The sequence below is a fragment of the Vibrio sp. T3Y01 genome, from assembly GCF_013114525.1.
Lineage (GTDB): Bacteria > Pseudomonadota > Gammaproteobacteria > Enterobacterales > Vibrionaceae > Vibrio > Vibrio chagasii_B.
Genome location: NZ_VTXJ01000025.1, coordinates 62,233 through 81,705, shown reverse-complemented (window position 1 = coordinate 81,705; position 19,473 = coordinate 62,233). Strand labels below are relative to the sequence as shown.

General features: G+C 44.9%; 18 protein-coding genes and 6 tRNA genes. 2 read left to right on the top strand and 22 right to left on the bottom strand.

Annotated features, from left to right (window positions below; all coding sequences use genetic code 11):
• Positions 1 to 27: 27 nt before the first annotated feature.
• From F0232_RS21375 to F0232_RS21320, 12 genes are all read right to left on the bottom strand, one after another.
• Positions 28 to 104 (bottom strand) — tRNA-Arg (locus tag F0232_RS21375).
• Between the two features lie 79 nt (positions 105 to 183).
• Positions 184 to 260 (bottom strand) — tRNA-Arg (locus F0232_RS21370).
• A gap of 52 nt (positions 261 to 312) precedes the next feature.
• Positions 313 to 389, bottom strand: a tRNA-Arg gene (locus F0232_RS21365).
• Between the two features lie 89 nt (positions 390 to 478).
• Positions 479 to 571 (bottom strand) — tRNA-Ser (locus F0232_RS21360).
• A gap of 44 nt (positions 572 to 615) precedes the next feature.
• Positions 616 to 692, bottom strand: a tRNA-Arg gene (locus F0232_RS21355).
• Between the two features lie 43 nt (positions 693 to 735).
• Positions 736 to 828: transfer RNA gene (locus tag F0232_RS21350), tRNA-Ser, on the bottom strand.
• Positions 829 to 1,304: 476 nt separating this feature from the next.
• The gene (csrA, locus tag F0232_RS21345; RefSeq protein ID WP_004415691.1) at positions 1,305 to 1,502 is read right to left on the bottom strand and encodes a carbon storage regulator CsrA; all 198 of its coding nucleotides are present in this window, start codon (positions 1,500 to 1,502) and stop codon (positions 1,305 to 1,307) included.
• A 92-nt stretch (positions 1,503 to 1,594) separates the two neighbouring features.
• On the bottom strand, positions 1,595 to 2,776 hold the full coding sequence (locus F0232_RS21340) for an aspartate kinase (RefSeq protein ID WP_105057588.1): 1,182 nt from the start codon (positions 2,774 to 2,776) through the stop codon (positions 1,595 to 1,597).
• A gap of 220 nt (positions 2,777 to 2,996) precedes the next feature.
• Positions 2,997 to 5,579: an alanine--tRNA ligase gene (gene alaS / locus F0232_RS21335; protein ID WP_105057589.1), complete on the bottom strand. Its 2,583-nt coding sequence runs from the start codon at positions 5,577 to 5,579 to the stop codon at positions 2,997 to 2,999.
• Between the two features lie 252 nt (positions 5,580 to 5,831).
• The gene (locus F0232_RS21330; protein WP_102423636.1) at positions 5,832 to 6,320 is read right to left on the bottom strand and encodes a hypothetical protein; all 489 of its coding nucleotides are present in this window, start codon (positions 6,318 to 6,320) and stop codon (positions 5,832 to 5,834) included.
• Positions 6,321 to 6,508: 188 nt separating this feature from the next.
• Positions 6,509 to 7,015 (bottom strand): thiol peroxidase, encoded by a 507-nt coding sequence (tpx, locus tag F0232_RS21325; protein WP_102423635.1) that lies wholly within the window; start codon positions 7,013 to 7,015, stop codon positions 6,509 to 6,511.
• Positions 7,016 to 7,179: 164 nt separating this feature from the next.
• Positions 7,180 to 7,458, bottom strand: a complete 279-nt coding sequence (locus tag F0232_RS21320) for a hypothetical protein (RefSeq protein ID WP_105057590.1) — start codon at positions 7,456 to 7,458, stop codon at positions 7,180 to 7,182.
• 230 nt (positions 7,459 to 7,688) lie between these two features.
• Between F0232_RS21320 and F0232_RS21315 the strand changes: the two genes are divergently transcribed.
• Positions 7,689 to 8,576: a winged helix-turn-helix domain-containing protein gene (locus F0232_RS21315; protein WP_105057591.1), complete on the top strand. Its 888-nt coding sequence runs from the start codon at positions 7,689 to 7,691 to the stop codon at positions 8,574 to 8,576.
• Positions 8,577 to 8,738: 162 nt separating this feature from the next.
• Here F0232_RS21315 and recA read toward each other — a convergent pair whose 3' ends face one another.
• Both recA and pncC read right to left on the bottom strand, forming a co-directional pair.
• Complete coding sequence (gene recA, locus F0232_RS21310; RefSeq protein WP_061032452.1) at positions 8,739 to 9,779, bottom strand: recombinase RecA; 1,041 nt, start codon at positions 9,777 to 9,779, stop codon at positions 8,739 to 8,741.
• Between the two features lie 141 nt (positions 9,780 to 9,920).
• A complete protein-coding gene (gene pncC, locus F0232_RS21305) occupies positions 9,921 to 10,415 on the bottom strand; it encodes a nicotinamide-nucleotide amidase (protein WP_105057592.1) in 495 nt (164 codons plus the stop codon).
• Between the two features lie 124 nt (positions 10,416 to 10,539).
• Here pncC and mutS point away from each other — a divergent pair, with 124 nt between their 5' ends.
• Complete coding sequence (gene mutS / locus F0232_RS21300) at positions 10,540 to 13,101, top strand: DNA mismatch repair protein MutS (RefSeq protein WP_105057593.1); 2,562 nt, start codon at positions 10,540 to 10,542, stop codon at positions 13,099 to 13,101.
• Positions 13,102 to 13,208: 107 nt separating this feature from the next.
• Here the strand turns inward: mutS and rpoS are convergent, their stop codons facing one another.
• The 8 genes from rpoS to ftsB form a co-directional block, all read right to left on the bottom strand.
• On the bottom strand, positions 13,209 to 14,189 hold the full coding sequence (rpoS, locus tag F0232_RS21295; RefSeq protein WP_008221135.1) for an RNA polymerase sigma factor RpoS: 981 nt from the start codon (positions 14,187 to 14,189) through the stop codon (positions 13,209 to 13,211).
• 98 nt (positions 14,190 to 14,287) lie between these two features.
• Positions 14,288 to 15,202 carry a murein hydrolase activator NlpD gene (gene nlpD / locus F0232_RS21290; protein WP_105057594.1) on the bottom strand — a complete coding sequence of 305 codons (915 nt, stop codon included), beginning with the start codon at positions 15,200 to 15,202 and terminating at the stop codon, positions 14,288 to 14,290.
• A 34-nt stretch (positions 15,203 to 15,236) separates the two neighbouring features.
• Positions 15,237 to 15,863 (bottom strand): protein-L-isoaspartate(D-aspartate) O-methyltransferase, encoded by a 627-nt coding sequence (locus F0232_RS21285; RefSeq protein WP_105025545.1) that lies wholly within the window; start codon positions 15,861 to 15,863, stop codon positions 15,237 to 15,239.
• Entirely contained in the window at positions 15,864 to 16,607 is a 744-nt protein-coding gene (gene surE, locus F0232_RS21280; RefSeq protein ID WP_105057595.1) for a 5'/3'-nucleotidase SurE, read from the bottom strand. It lies immediately after the preceding gene.
• 77 nt (positions 16,608 to 16,684) lie between these two features.
• Positions 16,685 to 17,731 (bottom strand): tRNA pseudouridine(13) synthase TruD, encoded by a 1,047-nt coding sequence (gene truD / locus F0232_RS21275; protein WP_105057596.1) that lies wholly within the window; start codon positions 17,729 to 17,731, stop codon positions 16,685 to 16,687.
• Between the two features lie 22 nt (positions 17,732 to 17,753).
• Positions 17,754 to 18,233: a 2-C-methyl-D-erythritol 2,4-cyclodiphosphate synthase gene (ispF, locus tag F0232_RS21270; RefSeq protein WP_004739053.1), complete on the bottom strand. Its 480-nt coding sequence runs from the start codon at positions 18,231 to 18,233 to the stop codon at positions 17,754 to 17,756.
• Between the two features lie 2 nt (positions 18,234 to 18,235).
• Complete coding sequence (gene ispD / locus F0232_RS21265) at positions 18,236 to 18,937, bottom strand: 2-C-methyl-D-erythritol 4-phosphate cytidylyltransferase (RefSeq protein ID WP_061032446.1); 702 nt, start codon at positions 18,935 to 18,937, stop codon at positions 18,236 to 18,238.
• Positions 18,937 to 19,218, bottom strand: a complete 282-nt coding sequence (gene ftsB, locus F0232_RS21260) for a cell division protein FtsB (RefSeq protein WP_008221147.1) — start codon at positions 19,216 to 19,218, stop codon at positions 18,937 to 18,939. The genes ispD and ftsB overlap by 1 nt, the downstream gene beginning before the upstream one ends.
• Positions 19,219 to 19,473 lie beyond the last annotated feature (255 nt).

Genomic DNA, 19,473 nt, shown 5'->3' with positions numbered 1-19,473 from the left:
AGGAGTTCACAAGGAAACCCTAAATAGTGGCGCGTCCTGGAGGATTCGAACCTCCGACCGCCTGGTTCGTAGCCAGGTACTCTATCCAGCTGAGCTAAGGACGCACGGTTTTGATATTAATTCTCGATGAACGATTTATCAATATCAGGATTCACATTCTTATCAGAACTAAACCCTAAATAGTGGCGCGCTCTGGAGGATTCGAACCTCCGACCGCCTGGTTCGTAGCCAGGTACTCTATCCAGCTGAGCTAAGAGCGCACGGTTTTAGTATCAACTTAGTCAATACAAGGATCAACAGACCCTTAAATAGTGGCGCGTCCTGGAGGATTCGAACCTCCGACCGCCTGGTTCGTAGCCAGGTACTCTATCCAGCTGAGCTAAGGACGCACGGTGTTCATTCATTAAGAATGAAGTTGTGAAATATATCACATTCTTCTTGCTACGAAGAAAAAAAAAGGCCATCGGCCTGTAATGAATGGCGGTGAGGGAGGGATTCGAACCCTCGATGCAGCTACAAACCACATACTCCCTTAGCAGGGGAGCGCCTTCGGCCACTCGGCCACCTCACCTAATTCATTATTCTCACATCACTTACAAGTAAGAGAAGAGAGAATGGCGCGTCCTGGAGGATTCGAACCTCCGACCGCCTGGTTCGTAGCCAGGTACTCTATCCAGCTGAGCTAAGGACGCACATTTACATTGTCTAAGCTGCTAACTTTAGACTCGCAAGAAATGGCGGTGAGGGAGGGATTCGAACCCTCGATGCAGCTACAAACCACATACTCCCTTAGCAGGGGAGCGCCTTCGGCCTCTCGGCCACCTCACCGTCTTGCGGAGGCACATATTACGTTTTACCGAAAATATGTCAAACACTTTATTGAAAAAAATTGGACAAAAACACTCAACCGTTTGCTATTTAATCAAAGCGCTTGCAATTTGAACTTATAACATCAAAAGCGCGCTTTTTCCCTTAAAAATTAAGGCGAAAGATTGGCAATAATAAACCGCTAAAAACAATTATCTGATTTCTCCAGCAGCAAGTGCTACCGCTGGATGAACAATACTACGGGATGCGTATTTGCGCTATAGGGGAAGCCAATAAATCTTGAAGTGTGGCAAAGAAATTTCACCGTCCGCTATCACACCCAGCAATTACCAATAGCATCTAACTTGGTGAAGTATTCATTCTGTAAAATCAAAACAAACACGTTATCCGATGAACCAATATTTCGACATCGAATTACCATTCCTCAAGATCAAAAAAGGCTAGCAGTAATGCTAGCCTCTTCTCTACGCAAAGTATTAGTAGTTGCCAGATGCAACGTTACCATTACCTTTTTCAGCTTGAATGCGCATGTAGATCTCTTCACGGTGAACAGATACTTCTTTAGGTGCGTTAACACCAATACGTACTTGGTTACCTTTAACACCTAGTACAGTAACTGTTACTTCATCACCAATCATCAGTGTTTCGCCAACGCGGCGAGTCAAAATTAGCATTCTTTGCTCCTTGAGTAATCTCTAAATTTATCTAGCTACGAGAGCATTATCCAACAAAAGTTATATTTTCGTAAACTATCGATTGAGTTTATTTAACCAAAATGCACTTCTTTTTGGGGATAACCCTGCTTTTCACGCGCTACGATGTATGCATTATGTAATATGTTAGCAGCCGTATCGACTTGCGTTGGTGATATCACCAAAGTTAAAGACTGCTGCTGCAATAAGTGATGCTGTACATCAATTTCGCCTTCAGACAACAATCCATGTGAACTGACCACAATTTCTTGTGTTCGGCTTCCTACCACAGTTAACAAACTAACCTGTTCACTATTACGGATTTTCTCATCAAAAACTAGTTTTAATTTGGCACTTATGTCTTGTTTAATAATGAGTGCTGCCCGTTCTGTTCCCTCGATCACACTACAGACTTCAATTCCTAACAGTTGGCAATGCGATAAGAAAGAATCTAGGTCCTCATTCAAACACTCGATACGCACCATATCTCTTTGTATAGCGAGGCCAGAAATATCATTCAAACACTGGTCGCCAGCAATCAATGTACCCTCGCCTTCTTCAAAGCTTGAAAGTACTCGCAATGGCACATTGTGTTGCCACGCGTACTGCACGCACGGAAGGTGCAATACCTTAGCACCACAACGAGCCATCTCTTCCATCGATGGAAAGTCTAAGGTATCTAACTTCTTCGAATGTTTCACAACGCGAGGATCACACGAGTAAACGCCATCGACATCAGTATAGATCTGGCACTCTTTAGCTTGAAGGGCGCCAGCTAACGCAACCGCTGTGGTATCGGAACCACCACGGCCTAATGTCGTAATGTCGCCTTTAGCGTTCATACCTTGAAAGCCAGCCACAATCACAATCTGATTGTCGTCTAACAAGGTTTGAATAGGAGTAGTATCAATACGCTCGATCGTCGCATTGTTATGATTAGAATCGGTGTGAATCCCAGCTTGATAGCCCGTCATCGATGTCGCTTCATAACCTAACTTGTGCAGCGTCATCGCCAACAGTGCCATGGAAACTTGTTCTCCAGCCGTTAACAACACATCCAATTCTCTAGCATTTGGTACGCTATCAATTTGAGTGGCTAAGTTAACCAACCGATTCGTTTCACCTGACATAGCAGAGACCACAACCACAACCTGATTGCCTTCATTTTTCGCTTCAATGATTTTCTCTGCTACATGTTGGATTCTTTCTATTGAACCCACCGACGTTCCGCCAAACTTCTGCACGATAAGAGGCATTTTCACCCGTCCTCACCTTCCCAAGACCAATGTCTATATATGACAAAAAAACACACGCTCCGCGTCATGGCGAAGCAATAAAAAATTAACCAAGAAGTGTAACGCTGACATTAAACTTCTTGGTTAATCTCAATCAAACCTGGTTGAGACACTCTTCCAATAGGCAAAATAAAAGATGCCCAATCAACTGATTGGGCATCTTTGTGTCAATTACTTAAGCTTAAAGACGCTCTTCTAGCCAAGTACGTACAGATTTAAGCGCTTCAGGTAGTGCTTCAACGTCAGTACCGCCCGCTTGAGCCATATCTGGACGACCGCCACCTTTACCGCCAACTTGCTCAGCAACCATCTTAACGAGATCACCAGCTTTTACTTTGCCGATAAGGTCTTTAGTTACACCAGCAATCAAGCCAACTTTACCGTCTGCTACGTTAGCGATCAGGATGATGCCGCTACCCACTTGGTTTTTAGCATTATCAACCATAGTACGTAGGTTCTTGTTGTCTGCACCTTCAATAGCAGCAACCAGTACCTTAGTACCAGAGATCTCTTCTACTTTGCCCATGATGTTTGCACTTTCTGCTGCAGCCATCTTTTCTTTAAGTAGTTGGATTTCTTTCTCTAGAGATTTCGCTTTCTTAGCTGACTCAGCCAGTTTCTCTTCGTAAGCGTTAGCTTGAGCTTCTACTGCATCTAGTGCAGCTTCACCCGTTACCGCTTCGATACGACGAATACCCGCTGCGATACCACCTTCAGAAGTGATCTTGAATAGACCAATATCACCTGTGTTTGAAGCGTGAATACCACCACAAAGCTCAGTAGAGAAATCGCCCATAGACAGAACGCGAACTTCATCATCGTACTTCTCGCCAAACAGTGCCATTGCACCTTTTTCTTTCGCTGACTCGATGTCCATGATGTTGGTTTCAATTGCATGGTTCTTACGAACTTGTGCGTTAACCAAACGCTCTACTTCTTTAATCTGTGCCGGTGTTACCGCTTCAAGGTTAGAGAAATCAAAACGTAGGTTGTCTGGCTTAACCAAAGAACCTTTCTGAGCAACGTGCTCACCAAGCACTTCGCGCAGTGCAGCATGAAGTAAGTGAGTTGCAGAGTGGTTTAGTGAGATAGCAGCACGACGCTCAGCGTCTACTGTTGCTTCTACTTTATCGCCTTTCGCGAACACACCTTCAACTAGCTCACCGTGGTGTGCAAATGCGTTACCTAGCTTTTGAGTGTCTTCAACTTTGAAAAGACCAGACGCAGTTTTTAGCGTACCGGTATCACCACATTGACCGCCTGATTCCGCGTAGAATGGGGTTTCCTCAAGGATGATGATTGCTTTATCGCCCGCAGACAGAGAAGCAACCTCTTCGCCTTCAACGAACAGTGCAGAGATCTCACCAGCACCTTCTGTACCTGTGTAGCCACAGAACTCAGTGTTAGTTTCCACTTTAATCGTCGCGTTGTAGTCAGTACCGAATTGGCCTGCTTCACGTGCACGCTGACGCTGAACTTCCATCGCCTTCTCGAAGCCTTCTTCATCAATGGTGAAGTCACGCTCACGAGCTACGTCGTTAGTTAAATCAGCTGGGAAGCCGTAGGTATCGTAAAGTTTGAATACTGTTTCACCGTCTAGCTCTTTGCCTTCAAGAGCGTCTAGTGCTTCGTTCAGGATAACCATGCCGCGCTCTAGTGTGCGACCAAAGTTCTCTTCTTCGATACGAAGTACTTTTTCAACAAGCTCTTGTTGCGTCTTCAGCTCGTCTGCTGCAGAACCCATCACTTCAGCTAGTACACCCACAAGTTTGTGGAAGAATACGCCTTGTGCACCTAGCTTGTTACCGTGACGAACTGCACGACGGATAATACGACGTAGAACGTAACCACGACCTTCGTTTGAAGGCATAACGCCATCAGCGATCAGGAATGAACAAGAACGGATGTGGTCAGCGATAACGCGTAGCGACTGGTTTGATAGGTCTTCGTAACCGATCGTTTCAGCCGTTGCTTTGATTAGCTTTTGGAATACATCGATTTCGTAGTTTGAGTGTACGCCTTGCATGATTGCAGAGATACGCTCAATACCCATACCTGTATCAACAGCAGGCTTAGGTAGCGGTTCCATTGTGCCGTCTGCGTGACGGTTGAACTGCATGAATACGTTGTTCCAGATCTCGATGAAACGGTCACCATCTTCTTCAGGAGTGCCTGGACGGCCGCCCCAAATGTGTTCACCGTGATCGTAGAAAATCTCAGTACATGGACCACAAGGACCTGTGTCACCCATTGTCCAGAAGTTGTCAGACTCGAACTGTTTACCGCCTTCTTTGTCGCCAATGCGAACGATACGGTCAGCAGGTACACCTACTTTCTTGTTCCAGATATCGAATGCTTCGTCATCTGTCTCGTATACCGTTACCAATAGACGATCTTTTGGCAGTTGTAGAGTTTCTGTTAGGAATTCCCAAGCAAACGCAATCGCGTCCTCTTTGAAGTAGTCACCAAAGCTGAAGTTACCAAGCATTTCAAAGAATGTGTGGTGACGAGCCGTGAAACCTACGTTTTCAAGGTCATTGTGTTTACCGCCAGCACGTACACAACGTTGAGCCGTAGTCGCTCGAGTGTAGGCACGCTTCTCGGCGCCTAAGAAACAATCTTTGAATTGGTTCATACCTGCGTTAGTGAATAGCAGGGTTGGATCGTTATGTGGAACTAACGATGAACTGTCTACGATTTGGTGTCCTTTGCTCTCAAAGAACTTAAGGAACGCGTTGCGAACCTCATCAGTGCTCATGTACATGCAGCTCTTCCTGAAAATAGTCGAGTTAGAATTTTGCCGTATTGTAGATCATGGTTAAGGCTTCGACTAGTTTTCTTGTAGAAAAGACGCCCTTGGGTAGGATTTTAGTTGGAATTAGCGAAAATGAAGAATATTCCACTAGGTTGTACCAAGTAGATATGAAGAAAACCGGTGTGATGAATGTTTATGGAGGAGGCTTCAATCAACTCTGATAAGTAAGAGAACGCACTGGGTATTACTGATTATGGAAGGCTAGCGCTTAGTGCAGATATGATTGAACTCTTCACTATTATTGGCAGAGAACAGATAAAGAAAATCATCTTCCAATTCAATATCATATTGAATCGTAAAACCCTTATACAGCGCCTGATTACGATTGATCATGTCATTCGGGTGTTTATGTCTGAAGTTCACTTCATTAAATACCATCTCTAAATGATTATCTTGCAATGTGTATTTTCCGACAAACACTACCTCTGCCGTTTCGACTGCCCCCTGCTGATTCACGGTTTGAATCCTATCGCTGACAAAAAAATCTTCGTCAGAACTAAATGAGTACAGCATAAATTCATTCAACTCAGAGTACCGCGCATACGACGGCGTAACAAAGCCCAAATGTTTGAGGTTACACGCCCACTGGCTACCTCTTAAAGAGATAGGTTGAATGAGTAATACAATTGCCAGAATCAATGCACCTAACGCTGAAATCATGACAAAAATTGCAGGCTTAGATTTTATCAATGCGTGACACCTTGTATCTTATTTAATTCTATTCTTTACTTACTTGCCTATCATCCACAGCAAGCATCGGAATTATAAGCGTAGACTGAAACCTGCTAAGGTTCAGCAAAATATTGTAATCAATAAAGTTTCGCGTAATTAACGGTCAAGCCTTGGTGCCCAAAATTCACCAAGGCCTCTCGCTATGATTAAGCTTTTAGAGCTTCAACAATAGCGTTGTAGTTTGGCTCTTCAGTCACTTCCGAAACCAGTTCGCTGTGCAACACTACGTTGTTCGCATCTAGTAGAATAACGGCACGAGCTGACAAGCCAGATAGTGCATGCTCTTCAAACTGTGTACCGAATGCTTTTAATAGCTCTGGATTTTTGAATACCGATAGCTGCTCCACACCTTCCACACCTTCGCTCTCTTGGTAACGAGCAAGCGCAAATGGCAGATCGGTTGAAACCGTGTATACATCTACTGACTCTGATTTTAGCTCTGCTAGTTCAGAGATCACCTTAGTACTGCTTGAACATACTGGTGTATCAACGCTTGGGAACAAGTAGATCAGTTTAAAATCAGCTTGTTTTTCTGAAATCGTTAGTGGTGCTAGCGATACCGATGTCATTGCTGGTGTAGTAAGTACTTCACCTTTTTGTGGGAAGTCACCTGCTAGTGCGATTTTATCGCCCATAAATGTCACTGTGTTCATGTTTATTCCTTTCAATGTAATTCTTAAAATGGCTGTTCTAGCTGACTGTGTTGCTATTATCTAAAGACATTCAAATCGAACATCTCTTATCTATATGTCATTCATAATTTGCACCTGCGCAGTCAGTAAAAACGTTTATTAACCCTCGGGCGCAAATTCAACGCTTAGGCAGCTTCGATTACTTTTCGTATTTGATTGAGGATAGGAACCGCATCGTCGAAACCAACAGAAAGAGAGAAATCAATTTCTTGATCAATATGCTGCTGAGCAACCTTTAGTAAGGTCACCTTGTCGCAGTGTTCAATACTCTTATCTTTATCGGCAAAAATCTTAGTAAGAGACTGAACGACATCCAGTTGAAAGGACTCTATGGAAGTGGCGTCCTTATACTCTTGCAACAGCTGATTCACCGATTGAGAGTTTTTCTGTTTAATTTCTGGCATCCTAATTACCTTTAAAACAACGATTAGAAGTCAAGCTATCACCCAAGCTCGAGGCGGCATTACGTTAGCAACCAGCCATCGCTTCCACCACAAACCATTGCCAAACAAAAACATAACCACATAGCTAAATGTAATCTTTATATAACCAATGAGATTTTACAGTTACAGACAGCACTCCTATGCTTAAAGTACCGCCCGCCAAAATGAACTCCATTTAAATTACTGAGCCCATGAATCAAACGCGTAATATCACCGATTCCGTCACTATTGATACTGAGATAAGGACGCTGACTCACCATCCAGTGGATATCACGGTCAGCATGCGCCCTCTACCATTCAAGGTTCTGTTGTACTTGTTAAAGCACCAAGATAGATGCGTTTCGCGAGAGGAGTTATTTGAAGAGTGTTGGCAAGGTGTATTGGTTACCGATCAATCTCTAACCAACACCATTAGTTATATTCGTAAAGTATTCAAAAAATTAGACACTAACGAGCTCGAGCTCAAAACAATCAGTAAGCAAGGTTACTTATTGGTGATTTCACCAAAGCAACAAGCTCTGCAAATTGAAGAAATTAAGCCGTTCGCTGAGGCTGAAGTGCAACTTGAATTGGCAAATGCAGACACTAACATTGATGACGCAAAGATAAGCCCAGATTTACAGCAACCAGTCAGTAATCAAAAAACGAAAACCAAGTTTCCTCGTCAATTTACGTTAAATTTATGTGCCCTGTGGTTTGGCATCATATTGGTCGCCTACTACTCCATTCATTACAACAAAGAACGAGCGCCATTTTTAGATAAAGACAACTACCAGTCCTATTCGTTTGGTAGTGCCACGCTTTATGTTCATGACCAATCAAATACAATCACTGCCCCCGAAATGACCTCATACATCAATCACCTCGAGCTATCGCAGTGCAATGTAAAAAATATCTACATTCGTATCACTAATTCAGCTTTCCGAGACAACATCATTTCAATGTATGCTTTTGTTTTTACCAACAATCGAAAGAGTCAAAATATCTTCAAACAGAAGCTAGACGGCCTCAATATTTACCCATCCATTATTAACCCCTTACTAGAGTCCTTTTACTGCAAAGGCAAACCACAGCAATAAATGATCTTGTCGCTCAAAAATCACTGGCTTAGCTTTGAGGGGGTTGCAGATAGCGAACGCCGAAATGAGAAACTGAAGAAGTGCGGTGAATGTGTCAGCCAATAAAAAAGCCCCGCATACAATGCGAGGCTTCAAGTTCTTAGCTAAGAGTAACGATTTAGATTAAAACTCTTCGTTCTCTTCTTCTTTTTCTGCTTCTTTCTCTTCTAAAACAGCAGGAGTCAGTAGCAAGTCACGAAGTTTAGTATCTAGCTCTAGAGCGATCTCTGGGTTTTCACGTAGGAACTTACAAGAGTTCGATTTACCCTGACCGATCTTATCGCCTTTGTAGCTGTACCAAGCGCCTGCTTTATCAACTAGCTTGTTCTTAACACCTAGGTCAATCAGCTCACCTTCGCGGTTAAAGCCTTGGCCGTATAGGATTTGAGTTTCAGCTTGTTTAAACGGTGCAGCAATCTTGTTCTTAACAACCTTAATGCGCGTTTCGTTACCAACGATCTCGTCACCTTCTTTGATAGAGCCAGTACGGCGAATATCAAGACGAACAGATGCGTAGAACTTAAGTGCGTTACCACCCGTTGTTGTTTCTGGGTTACCAAACATTACACCAATCTTCATACGGATTTGGTTAATGAAGATACACATACAGTTAGACTGCTTAAGGTTACCAGTCAGCTTACGCATTGCTTGAGAAAGCATACGAGCTTGAAGACCCATGTGGCTGTCGCCCATTTCGCCTTCGATTTCAGCTTTTGGTGTTAGTGCTGCTACTGAGTCGACAACCAATACGTCGATAGCACCAGAACGCGCTAGCGCATCACAGATTTCTAGAGCTTGTTCACCAGTATCTGGTTGAGAAACAAGAAGTGCATCGATATCAACACCAAGCTTTTGAGCGTAGATTGGGTCTAGTGCGTGCTCAGCATCAACGAAAGCACAAGTTTTACCTACTTTTTGTGCTGCAGCAATCAGCTCAAGGGTTAGCGTTGTTTTACCTGAAGATTCTGGACCATAGATTTCAACGATACGCCCCATCGGTAGACCACCAGCACCTAGTGCGATATCTAGAGATAGAGAACCAGTAGAAATTGTTTCTACATCCATTGTGCGGTTGTCACCAAGACGCATGATAGAGCCTTTACCAAATTGTTTTTCAATCTGACCAAGGGCTGCGGCTAACGCTTTTTGTTTATTCTCGTCCATTACTATCTCCAGATAATCGGTTGTCGTGAAACAAGCGATTTAGAATCTATTTCGAACCCACATAGGGGTGACTAATTGGCTTTTATTATACTGTTGATTCATACAGTGTCTATACCTGTATGAAAATAATTTGTACAAATGTTACTTGTCTTCCATTGATAGGTAATCATAAATAACTTGCAGGGCATGGTGCGTGGCTTGTTGGCGTACTTGTGATCTGTCACCGGCAAATACATGCGTTTCCACTTTATTCCAACCACTTAGCGCCTTCCAAGCAAAGCATACCGTACCAACGGGCTTCTCTTTTGTACCGCCACCAGGACCTGCAATACCACTAATTGACACCGCGATGGTTCCGTTCGAATGCTCTAGCGCTCCTTTAGCCATTTCTATGACGACAGGTTCACTGACCGCACCAAATTCCACTAAGGTTTCTAGCTGTACGCCAATCATCTCTTGCTTTGCTTCATTGCTATACGTGACAAAAGCGCGATCAAACCAAGCAGAGCTGCCCGCGATATCCGTTACCGCACTTGCTACACCGCCACCAGTACAAGACTCGGCGGTGACCAACACCTGATTGTGCTCTGCAAGCAACAGTCCGAGTTTTTCACTAAGATCTTGAGTCATCTGCATTATCAGCTTCCCTTTATTTACCATTAGAACATTTGGATACGCATCTTTTCGCTTCAGCCGCTTTTCGCACGAAACGCTTTCACGTATCCTAAGCCGCAATAGAAATAAACGAAAGAAGTTAACTGTGAAAGCCGATCAAAAACATACCCCCATGATGCAGCAGTACCTAAAACTGAAAGCAGAAAACCCAGAAATTCTGCTGTTCTACCGCATGGGCGATTTCTACGAGCTTTTCTACGATGACGCCAAAAAAGCGTCTCAACTCCTCGATATTTCACTGACCAAACGCGGCTCTTCAAATGGTGAGCCAATCCCAATGGCCGGCGTCCCATACCATGCCGTTGAGGGGTATCTAGCTAAGTTAGTGCAACTCGGGGAATCCGTAGCAATTTGTGAACAGATTGGTAATCCAGCACTTTCAAAAGGCCCTGTAGAACGTGCGGTTGTGCGTATCGTGACACCAGGTACCGTAACTGACGAAGCACTGCTTTCTGAACGCGTCGACAATTTGATTGCCGCTATCTACCACCACAATGGCAAGTTTGGTTACGCGACGCTAGACATTACCTCAGGCCGATTCCAACTGTGTGAGCCTGAAACCGAAGAAGCAATGGCAGCAGAACTGCAGAGAACCTCTCCGCGTGAGTTGTTGTTCCCTGAAGATTTCGAACCCGTTGAATTAATGGCAAGCCGTACTGGTAATCGTCGCCGCCCAGTCTGGGAATTTGAACTAGATACCGCTAAGCAGCAGTTGAACCAACAGTTTGGTACTCGTGACCTTGTTGGTTTTGGGGTTGAAGGCGCGAAGCTTGGCTTGTGTGCAGCCGGCTGTCTTATTCAGTATGTGAAAGATACCCAACGCACAGCGCTGCCACATATCCGTTCACTGACCATGGACAAGCAAGATCACTCGGTGATCCTTGATGCTGCAACTCGCCGCAACCTAGAGATCACACAAAACCTTAGCGGTGGAACAGACAACACCCTTGCTGAAGTGCTGGACCACACTGCAACCGCAATGGGTAGTCGTATGCTTAAGCGTTGGTTACATCAACCAATGCGTAATATCTCGGCACTCGATCAGCGCCTAGACGCGATTGGTGAAATGAAAGATTTAGCGCTATTTACTGAACTACAGCCAACCCTGAAACAGATCGGTGACATTGAGCGTATTTTGGCTCGATTAGCACTTCGCTCGGCTCGCCCTCGTGATATGGCGCGACTTCGTCAAGCGATGGAATACCTACCAGAACTTGCAGAAACGCTAACCCAGCTTAAGCACCCATACCTCACTCAGTTAGCTCAGTATGCTTCTCCTTTAGATGAGGTCTCAGAGCTATTAGAGCGCGCCATCAAAGAGAACCCGCCCGTGGTTATCCGCGATGGCGGTGTAATCGCAGAAGGCTACAATGCTGAACTAGACGAGTGGCGTAACCTAGCCGCTGGTGCAACCGAATTCCTTGACCAACTCGAACAAGAAGAGCGTGAACGTCATGGTATCGACACACTAAAAGTGGGTTACAACAACGTACACGGTTTCTTTATTCAGGTAAGCCGCGGGCAAAGCCACCTTGTGCCGCCACACTATGTACGTCGTCAAACACTAAAGAACGCTGAGCGCTACATCATTCCCGAGCTAAAAGAGCACGAAGACAAAGTTCTAAACTCTAAGTCGAAAGCTCTGGCTATCGAGAAGCAGTTATGGGAAGAGCTGTTTGATTTGCTACTGCCACATTTAGAGCGACTACAAAACATCGCCTCTTCTGTGTCTCAGCTTGATGTCTTACAGAACTTAGCCGAACGTGCAGACACTCTCGATTATTGCCGCCCGACTATGACGGAATCCGCTGGCGTCCAAATCCAAGCAGGCCGTCACCCAGTGGTTGAGCAAGTGATGGACGAACCATTCATTGCTAACCCAATTGACCTTAACGATAAGCGTAAGATGCTGATCATCACAGGTCCAAACATGGGTGGTAAATCGACTTACATGCGTCAAACAGCACTTATCGCGCTAATGGCGCATATCGGTTGTTATGTACCAGCTGAAAGCGCAACCATTGGCTCTATCGACCGTATCTTTACTCGAATTGGTGCATCGGATGATCTAGCGTCTGGGCGTTCAACCTTCATGGTTGAGATGACGGAAACGGCTAATATCCTGCACAATGCAACACCAAACAGCCTAGTGCTGATGGATGAAATCGGCCGTGGTACCAGTACTTACGATGGTCTATCTCTAGCTTGGGCAAGTGCAGAGTGGCTGGCGAATCAAATTAATGCGATGACACTGTTTGCCACACACTACTTTGAGCTAACCGAACTACCAAACCAGATACCAACTCTAGCCAACGTTCACTTAGACGCAGTAGAGCACGGTGACAGCATCGCCTTTATGCACGCAGTTCAAGAAGGCGCAGCGAGTAAATCTTACGGCTTAGCAGTTGCAGGATTAGCTGGTGTACCAAAGGCCGTGATCAAGAACGCTCGTGCGAAGCTGACACAACTTGAAGCATTGAGTATTGAATCTCCTACATCGAAGCCAAGCGGCGTTGATATAGCAAACCAACTGAGCCTTATCCCTGAGCCAAGTGAAGTAGAACAAGCATTAGCGAACGTGGATCCTGATGATCTAACACCACGCCAGGCACTAGAAGAGTTATACCGCTTGAAGAAGCTACTGTAGTCAAAAGTGGTCTAGCTCATAGGCTAGTAAATTAAGAAACTTAAGACACCAGAAACTAAAAACGCTGACATTAAGTCAGCGTTTTTTTTGATATCAATAAATATCGTTTAGTCGTTTTCAACGTTGAACAGGTTTTCCATGTTCAGACCTTGCTTGATTAGGATCTCACGTAGGCGACGCAGACCTTCAACTTGGATTTGACGAACTCGCTCACGAGTCAGGCTGATTTCACGGCCAACTTCTTCTAGCGTTGACGGTTCATAACCTAGTAGTCCAAATCGACGTGCAAGCACTTCTTTCTGCTTAGGATTCAGTTCATCAAGCCAGAAGATCAGTGAGTTTTTGATATCACTGTCTTGAGTTGAAACCTCAGGGTCAGAATTGTTGATGTCTGGAATAATATCCAACAGTGCTTTCTCACCATCACCACCAATTGGCGTATCTACAGAGCTCACTCTTTCGTTTAGACGAAGCATCTTACTCACATCACCAACCGGCTTATCTAGCTTAGAAGCGATCTCTTCAGCTGTTGGTTCGTGGTCAAGCTTTTGTGATAGTTCTCTTGCAGTACGTAGGTAGATGTTCAGCTCTTTCACAACATGAATAGGCAAACGGATAGTGCGAGTCTGATTCATCAGGGCACGCTCTATGGTCTGACGAATCCACCATGTCGCGTAAGTAGAAAAACGGAAGCCACGCTCTGGGTCAAATTTCTCTACGGCGCGAATCAAACCTAGGTTGCCTTCTTCGATTAGATCGAGAAGTGCCAAGCCACGGTTGCTATAACGACGGGAAATTTTCACTACCAAACGCAGGTTACTTTCGATCATGCGTTTGCGTGCTGCTTCATCACCGCGTAGAGCTCGACGTGCGTAAAGCACCTCTTCTTCAGCGGTTAGTAGTGGTGAGAAACCGATTTCGCCTAGATACAGTTGCGTCGCATCTAAACTCTTAGAAGTAACTTCAGTTTCTTCTTTAACTTCGGCTTTCTTAGTAGCTGTTCGCTTCCCTTGCTCAAGTATTTCCGATTCCGTGGTTACTTGGTCAAGATCGAACTCTTCTTTGGTTACTGCATTGCTTATACTCATAACGCCTCCCCCTGGCGAAATTAGCATGACATTACAACTTCATATGTCGCTAAATGACTATGTCACTTAATACAATACGTGATTAGTTGGTATTGTATTTAAGGTAAATATCGTTTTGGATTGACGGATTTACCTTGGTAACGAATCTCAAAGTGCAGCCTAACACTGCTGGCTCCAGAGCTTCCCATTGTTGCAATCTTCTGCCCTGGTTTCACACTTTGCCCTTCAGATACTAATAGTCGGTCGTTATGCGCGTATGCACTTAAGTAATTATCATTATGCTTCACAATCACTAGATTGCCGTAGCCTCGTAATGCATTACCCGAATAAACAACCGTTCCCCCTGCAGTAGATACTATTGGCTGACCTCGCTGTCCTGCTATGTCTATGCCTTTATTTCCTTGTTCGCCTACAGAGAAATTCTTAATTACTCTCCCCTTTGTTGGCCATAACCATTTGGATACTTTATCACTTGTTGGTTTGGTGGACGGTGTAACATTCTGTTTACCTTTAGACCCAACATACTCCTTTGATTTGGATTGTTCAACCTTCTTTGGTGGATCTTTTTTCGCCACTTTGGTGGTAGTTTGAGCTGGCGCAGGTTTAGAGTTTTTACTCTGTTGCGGGGTGACTTTAGGTTTACTTGCCGTCGATGATGCTGTGGACGCGGCAACAGGAGCAGCGACTGCTGCGGCTACAACCGTTGATTTACCATAGGCTGGCGCGTTATAGCTAGGACGCCACAACTTAAGCTTCTGCCCCGGGTGGATGGTATAAGGGGCCGCAAGTTTGTTATAGCTAATCAGGTCTTGTACATCTTTATTGGTGACATACGCGATGAAATAAAGCGTATCGCCTTTTTTCACTTCGTAGTAACTGCCACGGTAGCTACCGCGATCCACCGATGAGTAGTTTTTACTTAGGCTTGAAACTGGCGCAGGCGAATTCGCTGCACACCCGACAAGGGCACAGCTAAGCAGCAAGGAACTTCCTTTTAACAACTTCGAACGCATCGACTCTCTATCCACCTACACCATCAGTCTTTTATTAAGCTAGCTCACCAGGCACCAGAGGTACAAATCGCACCATCTCGATGACACTCGACAAAAACTCATCACCATGACGCACGATCTTCAATAACTGTTGTTCGTCATCACCAACCGGAATCAATAGACGACCGCCATCTTTGAGCTGTTGCAAAAGTGCTTGAGGAATAGACTCTGCAGCAGCGGTTACGATGATCGCATCAAAAGGCCCTTTAGAAGACCACCCTTGCCAACCATCACCGTGCTTAGTTGAAATATTATAAAAATCGAGCTGTTTTAGCCGACGCTTAGCGTCCCATTGTAGCGACTTTATTCTTTCAACCGAATAAACATGATCAACAAGTTGAGCTAAAACAGCAGTTTGGTAGCCAGAACCGGTTCCGATTTCCAAAACTCGGCTATCTTGTTGCAGCTCAAGCAACTCTGTCATTTTAGCAACAATATACGGCTGTGAGATGGTCTGCCCTTGCCCTATAGGCAGCGCATTATTGTCATAAGCCTGATGATACATAGCCTGAGACAAAAAACTCTCTCTTGGCAGTTGGTAAATCGCATCCAGTACTTTTTGGTCTCGGATGCCATTTTCAATCAGAAAAGTAATTAAGCGTTCTGCTTGTGGGTTACTCACTTACTTCTCCCCTAGCCATGTTGTCATAGCGCCCAAAGATTCGTGCGCCGTCAGATCAACCTGCAATGGTGTTACTGATACATAACCATGCTCAATCGCATAGAAGTCAGTCCCTTCTCCAGCATCTTGCTCTTTACCCGGAGGACCAAGCCAATAGATATCATGACCACGCGGGTCTTTTTGCTTAATCATATCTTCAGCATGATGACGTGCGCCAAGGCGAGTAACCTGAGTCCCTGATAGCTGTTCTATAGCGAGATCCGGCACATTGACGTTTAACAAGCGGTTGGTTGGGATTGGTTTTGCTAAATGTTGTTCGACAATACGACGAGCAATCGCTGCCGCTGTCTTAAAATGTTTTTTACCAACCAGAGAAAATGCCACCGATTGAACACCTAGAAAGTGTCCTTCCATTGCTGCTGCGACTGTACCTGAGTACAACACGTCATCACCCAAGTTTGCACCATGGTTAATGCCCGTTAACACTAGGTCAGGCATATCATCCTTTAACAGTTCATTTAATGCGAAATGCACACAATCGGTCGGTGTTCCCTGTACCGAATAAGTATTTTCAGCAATCTCTTGAACACGTAAAGGCTGCTCTAAAGTTAATGAATTTGAAGCGCCTGAACGATTACGGTCAGGTGCCACAATGATAACTTCAGCAAGATCACGTAATTCATCTGCTAGCTCATGAATACCTTGAGCATGCACACCATCATCGTTGCTGAGTAAAATCTTCATTCTGTATCCTTTCTTCATATTCCAATGCCAAGTGACTTAAATTCCAATATTAAGTCACTTAGTGCCAAGCAGAATCATTACTGCTCGTAGCTTCTCTCTACGTGTACTTCTTCAACCAATTCACGAACGATAGCCGTCGCAAAGCAGCCTGCATCAAGAGAGAACTTCAGAGTGACATTATCTTCACTTACTTCCCACGTTAGATCAGTAGGTTTCAGCGACGCTTCACGGCGGTCGTGACGCATACGGTTACCACGAATCAGAGCCATCAAATCCGGTTCAGCATCAAGGTGTTTCTGCTCTAAGACTTGAGATTCATCTGTTGTTGGCAAAGCGTTATCACCGGCCAACGCTACAGTCACCAATGCAGTACCATTCGCGATATCTTGCTTTACTGATTCAAGGTTTTCAGCCGTTACCGTTAGCTGAGCACTGTCTTTAACTACGATATCGCCAACCAATGCCGAGGCAAATACATCTTGCTCAATACGGTCAGAAAGGATTAGGTTGTAAATCCACGAGCGAGCCGCAGAAAGGTACAAGCTACGTTTGTTCTGATTACGAGTACGAACGTTATCACGGCCCCAACGACGAGCTTCCGACAGGTTGTTACCTTCGTTACCAAAACGCTGAGCACCAAAGTAGTTTGGCACGCCCACTTGAGCAACTTTTTCTAAACGCTTTACGACATCATCGCAATCCGTTACTTCAGACAAGGTCAACTCAAATTGGTTGCCAACTAAATCACCCGGGCGTAACTTTTTATTATGTCGTGCTGTCGCTAGAATTTCGATGCTTGGGTACTGTGCTAAGAACGCTGAAAAGTCAGGCTCGCCTTTCGGTAGGTGGACGCTCAACCACTGCTCTGTTACTGCGTGACGGTCTTTTAAACCCGCCCAGCTCACGTCTTTCGACTTAACACCACAAGCTTTAGCCAACTCATTTGCCACGAAGCTGGTGTTCTCACCCGTTTTACGGATACGAACCATGAGATGTTCGCCTTCACCGGTAAATTCAAACCCCAAGTCTTCATTAACGACAAAGTGTTCAGCTTTCGCTTTTAGTTTTGCTTTCGCAGTTGGTTTACCGTTTAGATAAGCCAATGAAGATAAAATATCTGACATGCTGTTCTTTTCGTGTTGGTGCTTACGCACTTTTGGTAATTAGGACCACCGCTTCACATGCGATGCCCTCTTTGCGACCCGTAAAGCCTAAACGCTCTGTTGTCGTTGCTTTTACGTTCACATTACTGATGCTGGTTTCTAAATCTTGTGCAATAGCTTGGCACATAGAGTCTATATGAGGTGCCATTTTTGGCGCTTGCGCCATGATAGTAATATCGGCATTACCAATCACGTAGCCCTGTTCTTTTACTCGACGGTACACATCTTTCAATAGCTCACGGCTGTCTGCGCCTTTCCATTCATCGTCAGTGTCTGGGAAATGACGACCAATATCGCCCGCGGCGATCGCACCTAACAGAGCGTCACACAACGCGTGAAGGGCAACGTCACCATCTGAATGTGCGATAAGACCTTGTTCGTAAGGGATGCTCACGCCACCAATAATTACCGGACCTTCACCACCAAACTTATGTACATCAAAGCCATGGCCAATACGAATCATCATTATTCCTTATTCTGACTTAAATAGAACTCAGCAAGCGCTAAGTCTTCTGGCTGAGTAATCTTAAAATTATCTGAACGCCCGGCGACTAAAGCGGGCGAGAAGCCTTTCCATTCAAAAGCAGAGGCTTCGTCGGTAATCGAAACGCCTTGTTTAAGCGCTTCGCTCAATACATTCCACAGAGGTTCCGCTCTGAACATCTGTGGTGTAAGTGCATGCCATAAATCGGCTCGTTCAACAGTATGCTCGATTTGCCCTTGAGCACCTCGCTTCATCGTGTCTCGAACTGGAGCGGCTAATATCGCCCCGACATCATGGTTCATCGCTGTAGAAATCAACTTGTCGATGTCACTTAGCTGAACACAAGGTCTTGCGGCGTCATGCACCATCACCCAATCACCGAGCTGTTGCTTCTCGATATAATCTAAAGCAGAAAGAACTGAATCCGCTCTTTCACTTCCACCAGCGACTCGAATCACTTGTGGATTCTGAGTAAGGGGTAGCTCTGGGTAGTATGGGTCATCATCACTGATTGCGACGACAATTTGAGAGACTTGAGGGTGAGCCAATAGCTTCTCAACAGTATGCTCTAAAATCGTTTTGCCATTGATCTTAAGGTATTGCTTCGGACGGTCAGCCTTCATTCGGCTACCCACGCCCGCAGCAGGGACAACGGCAATCACGCTTTGAGGTTGAGTCAACATTAATGGGATTCCTCACCAATGATGCGATAAAACGTTTCGCCTTCTTTAACCATTCCAAGCTCATGACGCGCGCGCTCTTCAATCGCGTCTAAGCCTTGGCGTAGATCGTCGATTTCTGCAAACATCTCATCATTTCGAATTTTTAATTTTTCATTTACTTGCTGCTGAACTTGGATTTCGTTGTTCACACCGTAGTAATCAGAGATACCATTTTTACCGAGCCACAGTGTGTGTTGTAGCCAGCCAAACACTATGAGCAGTACTAAAGCAAAAATTCGCATAACACCTTTCGCCGGTTGAAAAAGAAGGAACTAGAATAAGGCACATATATACCATAATGAGCTTATTGGTGCGAGATATGTGGTGTCAGGGAATCAATAAGTCGGGGAATTATTGTCGTTAGGAACCTGTGATGAGATTCCCTGCTCCTTCCTTCGTCAGTCTAGGGAATGACGAACTTTATATGTAACAGGAGGAGCTTTAGAACCTAGGGGTTGTTTACTCTACCTTTCTGCAGACAAAAAAATGCCCCGCAT